Annotated in this window: 18 protein-coding genes; 7 read left to right on the forward strand and 11 right to left on the reverse strand. The window is 41.3% G+C overall.

Going from position 1 to position 15,049, the window contains the following annotated elements:
- Positions 1-66: 66 nt before the first annotated feature.
- Positions 67-504, reverse strand: coding sequence for a Dps family protein (locus NSU13_RS13925; RefSeq protein ID WP_024424926.1), 438 nt, complete (start codon positions 502-504; stop codon positions 67-69).
- A gap of 131 nt (positions 505-635) precedes the next feature.
- Here NSU13_RS13925 and ytzI point away from each other — a divergent pair, with 131 nt between their 5' ends.
- Entirely contained in the window at positions 636-782 is a 147-nt protein-coding gene (ytzI, locus tag NSU13_RS13930) for a YtzI protein (RefSeq protein ID WP_003217544.1), read from the forward strand.
- Positions 783-790: 8 nt separating this feature from the next.
- Here the strand turns inward: ytzI and NSU13_RS13935 are convergent, their stop codons facing one another.
- Positions 791-1,228: a FixH family protein gene (locus NSU13_RS13935; RefSeq protein ID WP_061109515.1), complete on the reverse strand. Its 438-nt coding sequence runs from the start codon at positions 1,226-1,228 to the stop codon at positions 791-793.
- 118 nt (positions 1,229-1,346) lie between these two features.
- Positions 1,347-1,820, reverse strand: coding sequence for an S-ribosylhomocysteine lyase (locus NSU13_RS13940; protein ID WP_003217624.1), 474 nt, complete (start codon positions 1,818-1,820; stop codon positions 1,347-1,349).
- A 126-nt stretch (positions 1,821-1,946) separates the two neighbouring features.
- On the opposite strand from NSU13_RS13940, the gene yidD reads away from it, so the two are divergent.
- Positions 1,947-2,171: a membrane protein insertion efficiency factor YidD gene (gene yidD, locus NSU13_RS13945; protein ID WP_024425785.1), complete on the forward strand. Its 225-nt coding sequence runs from the start codon at positions 1,947-1,949 to the stop codon at positions 2,169-2,171.
- Between the two features lies 1 nt (position 2,172).
- On the opposite strand, the gene NSU13_RS13950 is transcribed toward yidD, so the two are convergent.
- Positions 2,173-2,739 (reverse strand): carbonic anhydrase, encoded by a 567-nt coding sequence (locus NSU13_RS13950; protein ID WP_024424929.1) that lies wholly within the window; start codon positions 2,737-2,739, stop codon positions 2,173-2,175.
- 214 nt (positions 2,740-2,953) lie between these two features.
- Between NSU13_RS13950 and NSU13_RS13955 the strand changes: the two genes are divergently transcribed.
- A complete protein-coding gene (locus NSU13_RS13955) occupies positions 2,954-3,937 on the forward strand; it encodes a zinc ABC transporter substrate-binding protein (RefSeq protein ID WP_254001415.1) in 984 nt (327 codons plus the stop codon).
- Positions 3,938-4,014: 77 nt separating this feature from the next.
- Here the strand turns inward: NSU13_RS13955 and NSU13_RS13960 are convergent, their stop codons facing one another.
- Positions 4,015-4,257, reverse strand: coding sequence for a type B 50S ribosomal protein L31 (locus NSU13_RS13960; protein ID WP_024424931.1), 243 nt, complete (start codon positions 4,255-4,257; stop codon positions 4,015-4,017).
- A gap of 176 nt (positions 4,258-4,433) precedes the next feature.
- Between NSU13_RS13960 and NSU13_RS13965 the strand changes: the two genes are divergently transcribed.
- From NSU13_RS13965 to NSU13_RS13980, 4 genes are all read left to right on the forward strand, one after another.
- Positions 4,434-5,765 (forward strand): cytochrome ubiquinol oxidase subunit I, encoded by a 1,332-nt coding sequence (locus NSU13_RS13965; protein ID WP_041116879.1) that lies wholly within the window; start codon positions 4,434-4,436, stop codon positions 5,763-5,765.
- A 22-nt stretch (positions 5,766-5,787) separates the two neighbouring features.
- Positions 5,788-6,834, forward strand: a complete 1,047-nt coding sequence (locus tag NSU13_RS13970) for a cytochrome d ubiquinol oxidase subunit II (protein ID WP_176967069.1) — start codon at positions 5,788-5,790, stop codon at positions 6,832-6,834.
- Between the two features lie 68 nt (positions 6,835-6,902).
- A complete protein-coding gene (locus NSU13_RS13975) occupies positions 6,903-7,061 on the forward strand; it encodes a DUF1540 domain-containing protein (protein ID WP_008360682.1) in 159 nt (52 codons plus the stop codon).
- Between the two features lie 25 nt (positions 7,062-7,086).
- Positions 7,087-7,278, forward strand: coding sequence for a hypothetical protein (locus tag NSU13_RS13980; RefSeq protein ID WP_034279382.1), 192 nt, complete (start codon positions 7,087-7,089; stop codon positions 7,276-7,278).
- Positions 7,279-7,383: 105 nt separating this feature from the next.
- Here NSU13_RS13980 and menC read toward each other — a convergent pair whose 3' ends face one another.
- The 6 genes from menC to NSU13_RS14010 form a co-directional block, all read right to left on the reverse strand.
- The gene (menC, locus tag NSU13_RS13985; protein ID WP_342489576.1) at positions 7,384-8,508 is read right to left on the reverse strand and encodes an o-succinylbenzoate synthase; all 1,125 of its coding nucleotides are present in this window, start codon (positions 8,506-8,508) and stop codon (positions 7,384-7,386) included.
- Positions 8,495-9,955, reverse strand: a complete 1,461-nt coding sequence (locus tag NSU13_RS13990) for an o-succinylbenzoate--CoA ligase (protein WP_342489577.1) — start codon at positions 9,953-9,955, stop codon at positions 8,495-8,497. The genes menC and NSU13_RS13990 overlap by 14 nt, the downstream gene beginning before the upstream one ends.
- Before the next feature lie 71 nt (positions 9,956-10,026).
- Entirely contained in the window at positions 10,027-10,845 is an 819-nt protein-coding gene (gene menB / locus NSU13_RS13995; protein ID WP_024424937.1) for a 1,4-dihydroxy-2-naphthoyl-CoA synthase, read from the reverse strand.
- A 14-nt stretch (positions 10,846-10,859) separates the two neighbouring features.
- On the reverse strand, positions 10,860-11,687 hold the full coding sequence (menH, locus tag NSU13_RS14000) for a 2-succinyl-6-hydroxy-2,4-cyclohexadiene-1-carboxylate synthase (RefSeq protein WP_342489578.1): 828 nt from the start codon (positions 11,685-11,687) through the stop codon (positions 10,860-10,862).
- Entirely contained in the window at positions 11,669-13,414 is a 1,746-nt protein-coding gene (gene menD / locus NSU13_RS14005) for a 2-succinyl-5-enolpyruvyl-6-hydroxy-3-cyclohexene-1-carboxylic-acid synthase (protein ID WP_342489579.1), read from the reverse strand. Before menD ends, menH begins: the two co-directional genes overlap by 19 nt.
- Positions 13,407-14,825, reverse strand: a complete 1,419-nt coding sequence (locus NSU13_RS14010; protein ID WP_041116869.1) for an isochorismate synthase — start codon at positions 14,823-14,825, stop codon at positions 13,407-13,409. Before NSU13_RS14010 ends, menD begins: the two co-directional genes overlap by 8 nt.
- Between the last annotated feature and the right edge of the window lie 224 nt (positions 14,826-15,049).

Raw genomic sequence — 15,049 nt, forward strand, 5'->3', positions numbered from 1 at the left:
TGTCCCGATTCCAATAAAAAAGAATGTCGGTCTATTTATGACCGACATTCTTTTCACATACGTGTATTATCCTAAATATGCTTTAAGCATCCAGTTGTGTTTTTCAATGGATTGATGAATCGCAAGCAGCATATCACCTGTAGTTTCATCGCCAACCTCTGCAGCCAGCTCCATTCCTTGCTTTAATTCCTCAGCGATATTGGAGAAATCATCATATAGATTTTTCACCATTTGCTCCGCTGATTCTTTGCCCTCTGCTTCTTGAATGCTGGAAATTTCTAAGCACTCTTTCATTGTCGCAACAGGCTGTCCATTTAAAGCAAGCATACGCTCAGCCAAATCATCAATATATGTAGCTGTTTCTGTATATAGTTCCTCAAATTTCTCATGGAGTGTAAAGAAATCTTTCCCCTTTACATACCAATGATAGTTATGTAATTTCACGTAAAGCACAGTCCAATCAGCTACTTGTTTATTGACGACGTTTAATAATTGTTCAGACATATTTATTCCTCCTTATGTAATTGCGTTTAGTATGAGAATACCCTTTTCTTATTATACTGAAACCTGCCGTCAATTTCTTCTATTTTGACTGCATGAAATATATGTTAATATGGAAATAAGGAGGGAGTTAGATGCTGTTACTTGGGATTATCAGCTTTATCATTATCTCAATCGTTGTCTTTTTATCATTGTGGACGACATCGAAGGCTTATGAATATAAGCATAAAGTCGATTCACCACAGGATGCAGAACCAAATCAACGTCCTAATCCAAAATAAATCCGCTTTTAATGATGTGAGGTTTCTTCTTCTTCAGTAGATGAACTCTCTTTTTTCACCTCACCTACGTGGATGTTCGTTTTCGGCATATTATGCTGCTGTTTAGCTGTCACATGGACTTGTATGATATAAAGGCCATCTTTTTTGAAGGCTGTGTGCAATTCGTATACACCCTTGTTTTCTTTCTTTGGCTGAATCATCTTGCTGTTATCCTTGTCGCCATCTTTCCACACTTCAAATTGAACATCATCTGCATCATCAACAGGCGTATCACCGTATGTGACAGCTGCTTTTACTATAACGCTTTCATTTTTCTCCACTTGCTCAGGTCCTGTGAGCTTTACTTTTAATAACTCAGGCACTTCCCCTTTGCCGCTATTTGCTGCAGAGTTTCCACATGCACTTAATAACGTGAGCATCAGAATCATTCCCAACATTTTTCGCATCCTGCGTTTCCCCCTTCTTTTACTGACATGTCCATTTTAACAAATATCCCCTATTTTGACATCTCTGTTTAAATTCAAATAAAAAACCGGACATCTAAATGTCCGGTTCATCCTTTTATTAACCAAATACTTTTAAAAGCTCTTCTTGATCCTGAGAAAGCCAGAAACGCATTAAACGTTTTGCCCCTTCAAGATCATGAAGCTTCGCTTGTCCGCATTGCTCTTCGTTTGCAGCAGGAATTTCTGTTACTTCAACCGCATCCTTGAATGTTGCATCAAGAAGTTCAACGATCTCTTTTGGAGTTGGTGCACCACTGACAACTAAATAGTAGCCTGTCTGGCAGCCCATTGGAGAAATATCAATGATATCAAAATGATCATATTTCTCTGAGTGTGTTCTAATATTAAACGCAAGCAAATGCTCTAATGTATGAATCGTATCAGGTTTCATCGCCTGCTTGTTGGGCTGACAAAAACGAATATCGAATTTATTTACTTCCCCATCTGATCCCACTTTATGAACGCCGCAATGACGAACATATGGCGCTTTTACAGCATTATGATCAAGTTCAAAGCTTTCGACTGAAGGCATAATCACCACTCCTATAATTGCAATTTCCTATATTATAACATATTTCTCCGACCAGTTTAGTTTATAAAACTTTCCTTCCTTGTTCTTTTTTCTTATACTGTGGAAGACAGACAAGGAGGAACCTCTATGAAACAAATTTTTATCGGCATAATACGCTTTTATCAAAAATGTATTTCCCCTCTTACACCGCCAAGCTGCCGGTTTTATCCAACATGCTCAAACTATGGACTAGAGGCGATCAAAACGCATGGCGCGGTCAAGGGCGGCTGGCTCACCATAAAACGGATTTTGAAATGTCATCCGCTTCATCCTGGCGGCATCGATCCTGTTCCGCCTAAAAAGGAAAAATAACTTACTTTTCTTCATATCCGTTGACAACTAAGTCAAGCTTCCCTGTTCCAGGGTCAATGACAAGCCCGTGTACAGGTACATCTGATGGAAGAAGCGGGTGATTTTTCACTACGGACACACTGTCCTTCACGCTCTCTTCGACTGAACTAAAGCTTTTGAGCCACTGTTTAAAATCAATTCCTGAGTATTCCAGTACTTCAATACGTTTTTCTGGAATACCGCGCTCAACGGCTTTATTTAAAAGTGTCTGGCTGTCTATTTTGCTCATCCCGCAATCATGGTGCCCAATGACATATACCTCGTCAGCATTTAATTCGTAAACAGCAACTAAAATGCTTCGCATAATACTTCCAAATGGATGAGAAACAAGCGCCCCAGCACTTTTGACAATCTTAATATCACCATTTTTCATGTTCATGGCACGCGGAAGCAGTTCAACAAGTCTTGTATCCATACACGATAGAATGACAGCTTTTTTCTGTGGAAACTTTGTTGTTGTAAATTCTTCGTATTTCTTTTCTTCAATAAATTGTTGATTATATTCGATGATTTCATCTAAAAGTTTCATACGTTTGTCCATTCCTTTATCTTTTTTTAAAAATAAATATAGCACAATGTAAGAAATTTCGTCACGTTTTGCAGCTTATTTTTTTAGAGGAAACATCTGCTGACGAAATTTTTTTATTTTCCTCTTTTCAAATCGTAATTATTACGATACAATAACTCAGGACATTAAATCGTAATCATTTCTATCTATTAGATTGAGAGGAGACATTTTCTACATGAAAAAAATCTTTTTTATTTTAACAGCTGCTTTATTCGCGATCGGTCTTGCCGCTTGCTCAAGCAGTGCGGGCACTAATGCTTCAAAAGGTAAGGCAGACGGGAAACTAATCATTTACACCACGATCTTCCCAATCCAAGATTTTACTGAAAAAATTGGCGGCTCTCACGTTCATGCTCAAAGCGTGTATCCTGCAAATGCAGATGCACACAGCTTTGAACCAAGTTCAAAAACAATGGTTGAAATGGCTGAAGGTGATGCCTTTATCTACAGCGGCACAGGAGCTGAAGCATTCGCAGACAAAACTGCTGCCACTTTAAAAGACCAAGGTGTGAAAACAGTCAAAGCAGCCGAAGGCATCAAATTGTTATCGACAAATGAAGAACATGCACATGAAGAAGGCGAAGATCATGACCATGAAGGTGAAGACCATGATCATGACGGGCACGATCACGGAGATAAAGACCCTCATGCATGGTTAGACCCGGTTTATGCACAGCAAATGGCGAAAAACATTAAAGACACACTCGTCTCTTTAGATCCAGATCATAAAGACGAATACACAAAAAACTATGAACATCTAAAAAAAGATTTGCAATCGTTAAATCAAGAATTTAAAACAACGTTATCTAAAGCGAAACATAAAGAAATTCTTGTTTCTCACGCAGCTTATGGTTATTGGGAAAAGCGCTATGGCATTGAGCAAATCAGTGTTTTAGGGTTATCCGCTTCTGAAGAGCCATCACAAAAACAGCTCGAAAACATTGTACAAAAAGCGGAAAAGCATCACATTCAATACGTTATTTTTGAAAACAACGTCAGCAGCAAAGTATCAGATACAATCCGTAGTGAAATTGGGGCAAAAAGCTTGACCCTTAAAAATCTGGAATCCATTACTGAAGATGATGCCAAAAACGGCGAAAGCTACGTCAGCTTAATGAAACAAAACTTAAAGACCTTAAACACCGCTTTAAATGATTAATGCTTTGAACCCCGGCTGATCACCCGGGGTTTTTTACTGTCAAAAAAAGCACACCTTTATCAGGCGTGCTTTTTTGATTACATTTGATATTTTTTCTTAAACTGCTCGGCTCTTCCGCCTTTTTCTCCGAATTTTTGGCGCCCTGTATAAAAAGGATGCGTATCAGAGCTTGTTTCTACTTTAATGACAGGATACGTTTTCCCATCTTCCCACTCTACTGTCTCGTTTGATGTCTTTGTTGATCTACTCAAGAAACGGTAACCGCTGTTTACGTCCATAAATACAACTTCATGTGAGGTTGGATGAATATCTCTTTTCAATGTCAAAACTCCTTTCGTTAATAAAACGTAACGATTACGTTTTATATTTATATTCTACTCCCTCTTTTACAACTTGTCAAAAAACAAGCTTTCTTAGTCAGGAAGAATAATCTAAAAATGGTGGAGAATAATAAGCATCATGAAAAAGAGAAGCGATAAGAAAGGCGGAGAAAAAATTGACTGATCTCGTTTTAGCTAGAAGCCTGTTCGGCACAACCATGGGCTTTCATATTATTTATGCCTCGCTTGGCGTTGGCATCCCGCTAATGATTTTGTTAGCCGAACTCATCTTTCAAAAAACGAAGGACCCTCATTATGCCATCATGGCCAAGCGGTGGACAAAAGCACAGGCTGTTCTGTTAGGGGTCGCCATTCCAACAGGTACAATTGCTGGTACGCAGCTTGCCCTTTTATGGCCAGGTTTTATGGAGGTCATCGGAAAGGTCATGTCACTGCCATTCCAGATTGAAATTTATGCGTTCTTTATAGAAGCATTATTTATGTCTATTTATGTGTACGCAGCGGATCGCCTATCAAATGCAATGCGCATCATTACCGTTATTTTTATCGTTATTGGTGCAGCTGCATCAGCGATTCTAATTACAAACGTACATGCTTTTGAAGGGACACCTGCTGGCTTTCAGATGGTGAATGGAGAAATCACAAATATCGAGCCTTGGAAGGCCTTTTTCAATCCAAGCTTTGCTGTAACTGCTACACATGTTGTGCTGTCTGCTTTTACAACAGGTGCTTTTGTGATTGCTTCAGTTGCAGCCTTTAAAATGCTCAAAACGAGAAAAAATGAGAAGCTCTATACATTTCATCGAAAAGCCCTTTTTCTTGGACTCATTGTAGGAGGACTTTTCTCCTTTCTAACAGCCTTAAATGGCCACGAATCCGCTCAGCTTCTGTATGAATATCAGCCTGAAAAGCTGGCTGGAGCTGAAGGTTTATTTGAAACGCAATCACATGCGCCTCTTGCAATAGGTGGTTTTACGGATGCTGATTCGCAGGAAATTAAAGGTGCGATCGAAATTCCTTGGGCGCTCAGTTTTCTGGCAGGAAATAGCTTTGATACAGTGGTCAAAGGCTTAAATGATTTTCCTCGTGACGAGTGGCCGCCTTTATTTATACACACATTATTTAACGGCATGGTCATTATTGGATCGGTGCTCATTCTATTTGCGGTATTAGCCCTGCTTTACCGTAAAATTTTAAAACGGGACAAATTTCCGAAGTGGCTTCTTTTTCTTTACTTATTCGGCGGGCCTCTTAGTCTTTTGGCTATTGAATTTGGCTGGATCTTTGCTTGTACAGGCCGCCAGCCATGGGTCATTTATCGAATGCTCAAAACCTCCGAGGTTGTCACATCATCTGGCTCGATCGGGACACTTTTTATCCTTTTTGCCATTGTCTATCTCATCTTAGGCATAGCAACCGTTATTGTGCTGACGTACTACTTTAGGAAAAATACGATTGAAGAAGACCTACGGTTAACAGAATCTTAAAAAAGGAGCGATCTTGATGCAAATGGATGTTACAACTGATGCGCTCATTGCAATCACCATCTTATGGGGATTCGTTTTTATCTATGCAGTGATGGCATCAATGGATTTCGGCGCAGGATTTTGGTCGATGATTTATATGAATAAAGAACAAACAAAAGCCGCTAATATCGCAAATAAGTACCTTTCTCCAACATGGGAAGTGACAAACGTCTTTATTGTCGCCATCGTTGTCGCATTGTTCAGCCTGTTTCCAGGTGCGACCTTTGTACTTGGCACCGTTTTATTAATACCCGGCAGCATCATATTATTACTTCTTGCACTGCGAAGCGGGTTTCTCGTGTTTTCTCATTCACTGCCTAAGAAATATCGAAAAGCGGTGACGTATATTTCAGGGATCAGCGGCTTTATCATTCCGTCCATCCTGATCATGGTTCTCCCAATCACCCATGGTGGCTTTATCTTTCAGGAGAACAACGTCTACTCATTAGATCTTGGACTGGTCTTTACAAGTGCAAATGTCTATTCTTTTGTCGGCTTTGCCATTTTCAGCACCCTTTTTCTTTCGTCCTTGCTTTTAGCTGATTTCTCTAATGTAGCTGATGAAGATGAAGCTTACAGCATTTATAGAAGAGGAGCGCTCATTACGGGTCCACTTTCACTTATGATGGCCTTTTTTATCATGCTGACATTACGAAGCGAGGCCAATTGGCTGTTCACAAAAATGATGCAGAACATCCCTATTCTTCTTGTATCTCTCCTAATGTTTCTGCTCGCAGGACTGGCTCTATTTTTACCAAACAGCCGGTTTAAGCACCGGAAAGGAAGACCACGCCTTGCCGTCATTGCGATTACCATTCAATATTTCTTAGCAAGCTATGTGTATGGACGTGCCCATTTGCCTTACATGGCTTATCCAGATATTACAATCATGTCTGGATTTACAGACCCTGTCACATTTAGGGCATTATTTATCACCTATATTGTAGGTTTTATCATCTTGTTTCCCGGATTTTATTTCTTCTGGAAATTATTTATGAAGGATAAGCGCTATATTCGTCAGGAAGATTAACATGAATGGACGAGCTTCATTTCGGTTACATTATAGATGAAAGACATACTCAAAAGGAGGTCATTTGTATGAGTCAAAAAATCCTTTGTGAAGTCAATAACTGTTCCTATTGGAATGCTGGAAACCGCTGTGGTGCAGATGCAATCTATGTCGTCAGCCACACAGGAAATACGGCTGAGAAAAGCGAAGAAACGGATTGTAAAACGTTTAAACCACAAGACCTTTAAGTCTCATTAAAGGAGGCGCTTCATTTTGAAACATGATCGGCTGCTTCAAACGTTTTTTGACGAAATTCATGACGCGGATGAAGACGCATTCCACCAAGCCGCTCACTCCTTTTTAAATCTTTGGGATTATGAATATGGACATGCATCAAACATGCCAAATGAAATTCATCAGTATATCGGACAGCTTGCTTATGACAGCGAGCTGGTTGAAGAGTAGAAAGAGCGGATCACCGCTCTTTCTTTTTTGTTCAGACAGGAAGGAAAAACTTTCTCTCACTATACCTAGATTCTATTGTAGATGCAAAAGGTGATTCCTTCGTTTTTATCTAACAAAATCATGTTTTGTAAACACGTCGATTTTATCTGAAAACGAACGGAGCGCTTGGTAATCTACTTCCACGCCCATTCCTGGGGAGCGAGGCACCTCAATAAACCCATTTTCAACCTTAATTTCAGGAAAAATGATATCCTGCTCCCAAAATTTTGACGAAGCTGAAATATCACCGGGAATCGTAAATTGAGGAAGCGAAGCAAGTGCCACGTTCTGCGCTCGGGAAATACCTGTTTCAATCATCCCTCCGCACCATAACGGAATTTGATTCTCCTTACTGAACGTATGAATTTTAAGAGCCTCTGTCAGTCCCCCAACTCGTGAAGGCTTCACATTAATAATTTGACAGCTGCCAAGCTCTACAGCTTTTCTAGCATCATCTAAAGAACAAATACTTTCATCTAAACAAATCGGCGTTTTTAAATGCTTTTGCAAATGGCGGTGGTCCACAATATCATCTGCAGCTAGAGGCTGTTCAATCATTAATAAACGAATATCATCGAGCTGCTTAAGCTTGCTAATATCTTTTAATTCATAAGCAGAGTTTGCATCTGCCATTAATGGCAGATCAGGAAAAGACTCTCTGATCTTTTGAAGAAGTCCAATATCTTGTCCCGGTTTAATTTTCACCTTCACCCGCTGATAGCCTTGGTCAACAAATTGCTGAATTTGCTCAAGCATATCGTCAATAGGGCCTAACCCCGCCACAACACCAGATGGTATTCTATCTTTTGTACCGCCTAATACATCGCGTAAAGACTTATTCTCACGCTTCGCATAAATATCCCAAACAGCCGCTTCAATGCCTGCTTTCGCCATCCTATTGCCTTTAAAATGATACAGACTGTCAGGGATTTCTGAAGGATGTGTAAAGGTGCGTGTCAGCACGTTCGGGATAAAGAAAGCCCTCAGCATATGATAGCAAGTCTCAATTGTTTCTTCTGTATACCACGGAGAAGAAAAAGCAGATACTTCTCCCCATCCAGTCAATCCTGTCTGATCTTTGACTTCAACAATAATAAACTCACGCTCTGAAATGGTTCCAAGACTTGTTGTAAATGGCTGTTTAAGCTTCATCGTGACATGATATAAAATTACTCGTTCAATTTGAATCATTTGAAAACCCCTTTGATCTGAGTCTGTGCCTTTGCAATTTATTCGACGCATTTCTTGGCAGCTCGTCCACAAAGTGAAAAGCGGCGGGCCATTTATATTTGGCTAAATGCGACCCACATAAAGCATAGAGCTCATTCTCCGGTATCTTAACATCTGTTACAAGGAAAGCAGCAGGTACCTCTCCCCATCTATCATCATACATACCCGATACTCCGGCTTCCTTTACATGCGGATGTGTTAGCAGAACCGCTTCAATTTCCGCAGGATAAATATTTTCTCCGCCAGAAATAATTAAATCTGAACGGCGGTCAAGCACAAATAAGAACCCTTCCTCATCCACATAGCCAATATCACCCGTTTTCAGCCAGCCCTCATCAAAGGCAGCCGCGGTCGCTTCTTCACGGTAAAGGTATCCTTTCATCACATTTGCACCTTTCACCATAATTTCGCCATGCTCAAAAGGACGGCAAATGCGATCACCATCTTGAATTTTCAGCTCACACCCAAAAAGAGGTTTTCCCGCTGAACCAAGCTTCTCTACACTAAATTCGGGCGCAAGGGTCACAATTTGTGAACAGGTTTCCGTCATCCCGTACGATTGAAAGACAGGAAAGCCCTTCTCTTTGCTTTCTTGGAGCATCGCATAAGGCGCAGGGCCTCCTCCTAATAAAAGACAGCGCAAAGAAGATGGACATTCTGCCAATCTGCTTAATAAACGAGATAACATCGTCTGCACAACGGAAATCATCGTCACACGATGTTGTTCAATAGAATCCTTTACTTCATCGACGTCAAACTTCTGATGAAGCACGACTGTCATTCCATATATCACAGACTTAAATAAAGCAGATAAGCCGCTAATATGAAAAAGAGGCAGGGCAATGAGCCAGCGGTCATCCTCTCTGAGACCCAGATTCAGTGCAGAAGAAACAGCACTATGAAAATGATTGCCATACGTTTGCTCTACCCCTTTTGGACGTCCTGTTGTCCCAGATGTATACATGATGGTCGCTGTTTCATTCAAATCAAATTCACTCTCGATCTTGTTGATATGGCCTTGCCCTGGTTCAGGTAAAGTTTCCATTGTATAAACGGGTAAATCACCCTCATGATCGCTTGCATAACTAGATTCTGTTAATAACGCCGCGGCTTTTGCATCTTCTAGCTGATAGCGCCTTTCAGCTTTTGTCAGCTTATTATTCAATAGCACAATTTTTAACCCTAATAAAAAACAGGCATGTACAAGCATCACCATATGAGGATGATTGTTCATCAAAAGCGCAACCGTTTCCCCTTTTTTCAATGATGCCTGAGCAAGTCTATTTGAGAGCACTTCCGCTTCTTGAGCTAATTCGTGAAATGTCCACTCCTTCTCTTGATAAATGAGTGCGACTCGATCTGGCGTTAAATAGGCACGGTGCAGCAGCCAATTAGGTTGCTTCATCATGACACCTCCTTTTTGTAAAAGAAAACAGCTTAGTCTGATGCACTAAGCTGTTGTTCATTGATATCATTGAATCAAGGGAAACGCGGGAACTGGCCGAAGTCCGGCTTGCGTTTTTCCTTAAAGGAATCGCGTCCTTCTTTTGCTTCATCTGTTGTGTAATAAAGAAGTGTCGCATCTCCTGCAAATTGTTGAATTCCAGCTAATCCATCCGTATCTGCGTTAAATGCAGCCTTCAAGAATCGTAAAGCAGTCGGGCTCTTTTCTAGCATCTCCTCACACCACTTCACCGTTTCCTCTTCAAGCTGATCTAATGGGACAACTGTGTTAACAAGTCCCATATCAAGCGCTTCTTGTGCATTGTATTGACGGCATAAGTACCAGATTTCTCTTGCTTTCTTATGACCAACAATACGTGCAAGGTAGCCTGAACCATAACCAGCATCAAAGCTGCCTACTTTTGGACCTGTTTGTCCAAAAATCGCATTATCTGCTGCAATCGTCAGGTCACACACAACGTGAAGAACGTGTCCTCCGCCAATCGCGTAACCTGCTACCATTGCGATAACTGGTTTTGGAATGACACGAATCAAACGCTGCAAGTCTAATACATTTAGACGTGGAATTTGATCGTCTCCTACATAACCGCCATGGCCGCGAACTTTTTGGTCTCCACCAGAACAGAATGCTTTTCCGCCAGCACCTGCAAGAACAATTACACCAACTTCTGAATTATCACGAGCCCGTGAAAATGCATCAATTAATTCACTAACAGTCTTTGGGGTAAACGCGTTATGTACGTGTGGACGATTAATCGTAATCTTTGCGATCCCATTGTACGTTTCATATAAAATTTCGTCATACTGACGCTCTGTTTGCCATTCAATAGCCATCAATATTTCCTCCTCTAATCTTGCTCTAAAATAAACTCACTTACTATTTTACCAAAAAAATGTGGTTGTTCCACATGAACTGTATGCCCGGCATGCTCAGCCAAAATGAATTGACTTCCTTTCAGCTCCTGCTGCATACGTTTGCCGATATGGCAGAACTTTTCATCAAACGTTCCGCAAATGAACAAAGCAGGCAAATGAATATGCTTTAACGCCTTCCAAACAGACGGCTGTGAACCTGTTCCAATTCCTTCTAAGCTGCGAGCCAGTCCAAGAGGATTGGCTTTGAGTCTTCCCTCTCTCAGCTCAGTCTGCCTTTCAGCTGATAAAGTTTTCTGAGATGCAAACAAAGGAATGCTTTCCCAAAAATCCACAAACTTCACTAAGCCTTCATGTCTAATCTTTTGAGCAAGCTGATGATCATGCTTTAGTCTTGCCATCCGCTCTTTAAAAGTGCGAAGCCCAGGAGACGTACTCTCAAGGATCAATTTATTGACACGATCTGGATAACGAGCGGCAAATGATAAAGCAATACGTCCTCCCATAGAATATCCGAGAATATTCACTTTGTGAAGCTTTAATTGGTTTAAAATCTCTACAAGATCTGCCAGCTGCTGAGACATTGCATATCTTCTCACACTTTCTGGCGAGTCCGTACGCCCATGTCCGAGCAAGCTGACCTGAATCAGTCTTGTATTCTCCAAATAAGCATTCAAGAACGTCCAAGACGCTGCACTTCCAGTGAATCCGTGTAAGCATAGTGTAGCATTTGCTGCCGAAGGGTTCTGGTCCACCACTTCGTACGCTACCCCATCACGCATTCTTATGATGAGAGAAGGCATTCTTTTTTCACTTCTTCCAATATGTCATCCATCATTTGACGATGCTTGTCTACACGGGAATGACGATCTGTTTCAATTTCAATTAAATGAAGACCAGGTTCATCGATATGCGCCATGTACACATCATGTAACTCTTGTTTCGTTGCCGGTTTCGAATAGGTTCCCCCATATAACTTCGATGCATACTCAAAATTCAGTCCTGTCGGCGTACCGAAGAGCTTTTCATAATACGGTTCATCAGACGCCTGCGGAAGGAAAGAAAAGATACCTCCCCCATCATTGTTTATCAAAACAACTGTCAGCGGAATGTCCATCAGCTTAGCTGCAAGCAGACCGTTCATATCATGGTAAAATGATAAATCTCCAATGACTAAAGTGACTGGCTGCTTCAATGCTGCATACGTGCCAAGTGCTGTGGACACAACGCCGTCAATGCCATTTGCTCCGCGATTGGCCATCATTCGAAAAGGCTTGGACTGAGTTTCAAAAAATGTATCTACATCACGTATCGGCATACTATTTCCGATAAAAAGGATACTCTCCTTTGGCAAGAGGTGCTGAAGCTGACGGTACACATTCCCTTCGAAGGACAAATCCTCATCTGAATAGCGGGCTGCATGCGTTCTGAATGAAGAATTAGCATTCTGCCAGCAGTTTAAGAAGCTTGTCTCTTTACGTTGCACTGCTTGAGTTAATGCTGCTTCTACAAAAGCAGACACAGTACTTTCAATGACGTATGAAGCACTTAACCCAGGATCACGAAAACCTCCGGCTGCATCTACAACAATCTGCTTCACTTCCGCATGTTTTTCCAGCCACTTGAATAAGGGCTTAGATACAGGCATCGGTCCAAAACGAATGACCATTTCCGGCAATAGGTGCTGCTGTAATGCTTCATCTTTTAATAAAGAATCATACGCATCGATAATCAGATCTTCATTTACATGTCCGTTGCGCAAAAGAGACAGCGGGTCAGCTAAAATAGGTAAATGAAGAGCTTTCGAAAGGCGTAAAACTGCCTCTTTTTCTTCCTGTGTATGAAGTTCACCAGCCACAATCAGTCCCTTTTTGGAATGGTTCATGACGGTTACGATTTCAGACATCACTCGATCATTTGGGAATGTCTGACCTGATGCTAATACCTTTTTCGTGTCTGATTCTTCTCTCGCGAAAGGATCAATAGACAGATCAGGAAGCAATGGTTCTCTCAGAGGTACATTAATCTGAACAGGCCCCTTTGGCTCCTGCATCGACATGTGATTTGCTCTCGCAGCTGCTGTCTGAACATATCGTAGCATTGTTTGACTTTCCTCTGGCAATGCTAAGTCTGTGAACCATTTAACAAACTTACCGAATAAGAATTGCTGATCAATCGCTTGAGGTGCTCCAACTTCCCTCAATTCGTGCGGCCGATCAGCAGTTAAAACAATAAGAGGTACACGAGAATAATGCGCCTCTACAATGGCTGGATAAAAGTTAACAGCTGCTGTACCTGATGTACAAATAAGCAGCACTGGTGATTGACTTGCTTTTGCAAGACCAAGCGCATAAAAAGCAGCAGACCGTTCGTCCACTAAAACATGGACATGGATGTCTTGATGAGCAAGAGCCAGCATCGCAAGCGGAGTTGAACGAGAACCTGGACAGACAACTGCCTCTTTCACACCACCTTGGACGAATTCATCCATCAATCTGCCTATATATGTTGTCATGATGTGATTATTCAATAGGATGACCTCCAAGAGCAGACAGCATTGGTCTTAACTTCACTTGTGTTTCCTCATACTCCTGCTTTGCAAGGGAATCCTCTACAATTCCGCAGCCAGCGAATAAACGAACATGATCTTCCTCAATAAGACCTGACCGAATGGCTACAGCAAATTCTCCATTATCCTGAGAATCAATCCAGCCTACCGGCGCTGCATACCAGCCGCGCTTAAGCGGTTCGATTTCACGAATCACTTCTATAGCCTTTTCCTTCGGATATCCGCCTAGTGCCGGCGTCGGATGAAGCTGCTCAATTAATGAAAAAAGGGAACAGCTGCTTTTAATTTCTCCCACAATCGGTGTAAACAAATGCTGAATGTTTTTTGTTTTATAAAGACTTGGTTGATTTGGTTTATGCACATGAAGGCAATTCGCTTTAAATGCTTGCTCAATCATATTGACGACAATTTGATGTTCAATCAAATTCTTCTCATCATGCAGCAGTTCCTCGCCTAATGCGTGATCCTCCGCTTCATCTTTTCCGCGAACAATGGAACCTGCTAAACAGGATGAAAAGACCTCTCCGCCGCTTTTTTTCACTAAGCGTTCCGGCGTTGCTCCGACAAATGCTTGTCTTCCCTGTTCAACTGCAAATACATAACTCGTTGTTTGATGCTTTAATAATTCTGCTAATAGTGGAGCAAGTTCAATTTGATTTTTATAGTGAAGCAAGACTTCTCTTGCTAAAACAACCTTTTCATATTCGTTTGCACGAATGTGGTCTGTCGCTTCTTGGATCGCCTTCATCCATTCGTTCACATCCAGCTCTTCCATATGAACAAGTTCAGCTTGTCCACCAGTCCGTACTGGTAATGTCTCGAAACGAGAGGCCTTTTGTTCTAATTCTTGAATAAGCTGATGAACATTCCCGTCCACCTGCTTCCACTCATTGATCGTAAGAAAGCTACCTTCTTTTGAAACAGTCAGCATGATCGATGGCACAAAAAAATGAGCCTCGCCAAATGCTTCCCAATGACGCGCCTTCTCTTCGTGCGGATCAAACGAGAATCCTCCAAATAAAAGCGGACCAACAGCCGCTTGCTTTAACTCCTTCTCATCATGAAAATGGAACATGTGCTGCTTTAGCTGTTCCCATTCTTGATGGACTATATCGAATCGTTCCTTGCCTTGCTCAGATGATTTAATGACGGCCGCTCTGCCAAGTCCAGAAAATATCATTTGGCTTTCTGGATCAGACCAAAAAAACCGCTCGCCTAAAAAATCCGCTTCGCCGCTTTGGAAAAAGGCAAGAGGATCCAGATCGTCAACTCTTCTGGAGTAGCTTATCAAAACAGCATGGTTGACGTTATTCGCTTCTTCTAATGTCGCGAGCGCTTCCTGCCGGAAAGTACTTTGCACTGTTGTCACCATGATACATTCCTCCAAAATCCATGAAATAACATAAAAAAATAAAACCCATAATGAAAAAATACATGAACATTCGAATATGTCGAATGACCTGCTTTTCTATTATAAACCTTAACAGATGAACTTAGTAAAGAAAACAGCTTTTAAAACCTCGAATCCTTATTATATCACGCTTTCAAGATTTTTTCGCTCCTGCTTATTGAAACGAGAGCATCAAAGGTAAAATG

This window comes from Bacillus sp. FSL M8-0049, from assembly GCF_038593355.1.
Classification (GTDB): Bacteria; Bacillota; Bacilli; order Bacillales; family Bacillaceae; genus Bacillus; species Bacillus safensis.

Excerpts from the sequence above, each read along its gene's own strand:
- NSU13_RS13925 (WP_024424926.1), bottom strand. The coding sequence starts at position 504 with ATGTCTGAACAATTATTAAACGTCGTCAATAAACAAGTAGCTGATTGG.
- ytzI (WP_003217544.1), top strand. The coding sequence starts at position 636 with ATGCTGTTACTTGGGATTATCAGCTTTATCATTATCTCAATCGTTGTC.
- NSU13_RS13935 (WP_061109515.1), bottom strand. The coding sequence starts at position 1,228 with ATGCGAAAAATGTTGGGAATGATTCTGATGCTCACGTTATTAAGTGCA.
- NSU13_RS13940 (WP_003217624.1), bottom strand. The coding sequence starts at position 1,820 with ATGCCTTCAGTCGAAAGCTTTGAACTTGATCATAATGCTGTAAAAGCG.
- yidD (WP_024425785.1), top strand. The coding sequence starts at position 1,947 with ATGAAACAAATTTTTATCGGCATAATACGCTTTTATCAAAAATGTATT.
- NSU13_RS13950 (WP_024424929.1), bottom strand. The coding sequence starts at position 2,739 with ATGAAACTTTTAGATGAAATCATCGAATATAATCAACAATTTATTGAA.
- NSU13_RS13955 (WP_254001415.1), top strand. The coding sequence starts at position 2,954 with ATGAAAAAAATCTTTTTTATTTTAACAGCTGCTTTATTCGCGATCGGT.
- NSU13_RS13970 (WP_176967069.1), top strand. The coding sequence starts at position 5,788 with ATGGATGTTACAACTGATGCGCTCATTGCAATCACCATCTTATGGGGA.
- NSU13_RS13975 (WP_008360682.1), top strand. The coding sequence starts at position 6,903 with ATGAGTCAAAAAATCCTTTGTGAAGTCAATAACTGTTCCTATTGGAAT.
- menC (WP_342489576.1), bottom strand. The coding sequence starts at position 8,508 with ATGATTCAAATTGAACGAGTAATTTTATATCATGTCACGATGAAGCTT.
- NSU13_RS13990 (WP_342489577.1), bottom strand. The coding sequence starts at position 9,955 with ATGATGAAGCAACCTAATTGGCTGCTGCACCGTGCCTATTTAACGCCA.
- menB (WP_024424937.1), bottom strand. The coding sequence starts at position 10,845 with ATGGCTATTGAATGGCAAACAGAGCGTCAGTATGACGAAATTTTATAT.
- menH (WP_342489578.1), bottom strand. The coding sequence starts at position 11,687 with ATGCCTTCTCTCATCATAAGAATGCGTGATGGGGTAGCGTACGAAGTG.
- NSU13_RS14010 (WP_041116869.1), bottom strand. The coding sequence starts at position 14,825 with ATGGTGACAACAGTGCAAAGTACTTTCCGGCAGGAAGCGCTCGCGACA.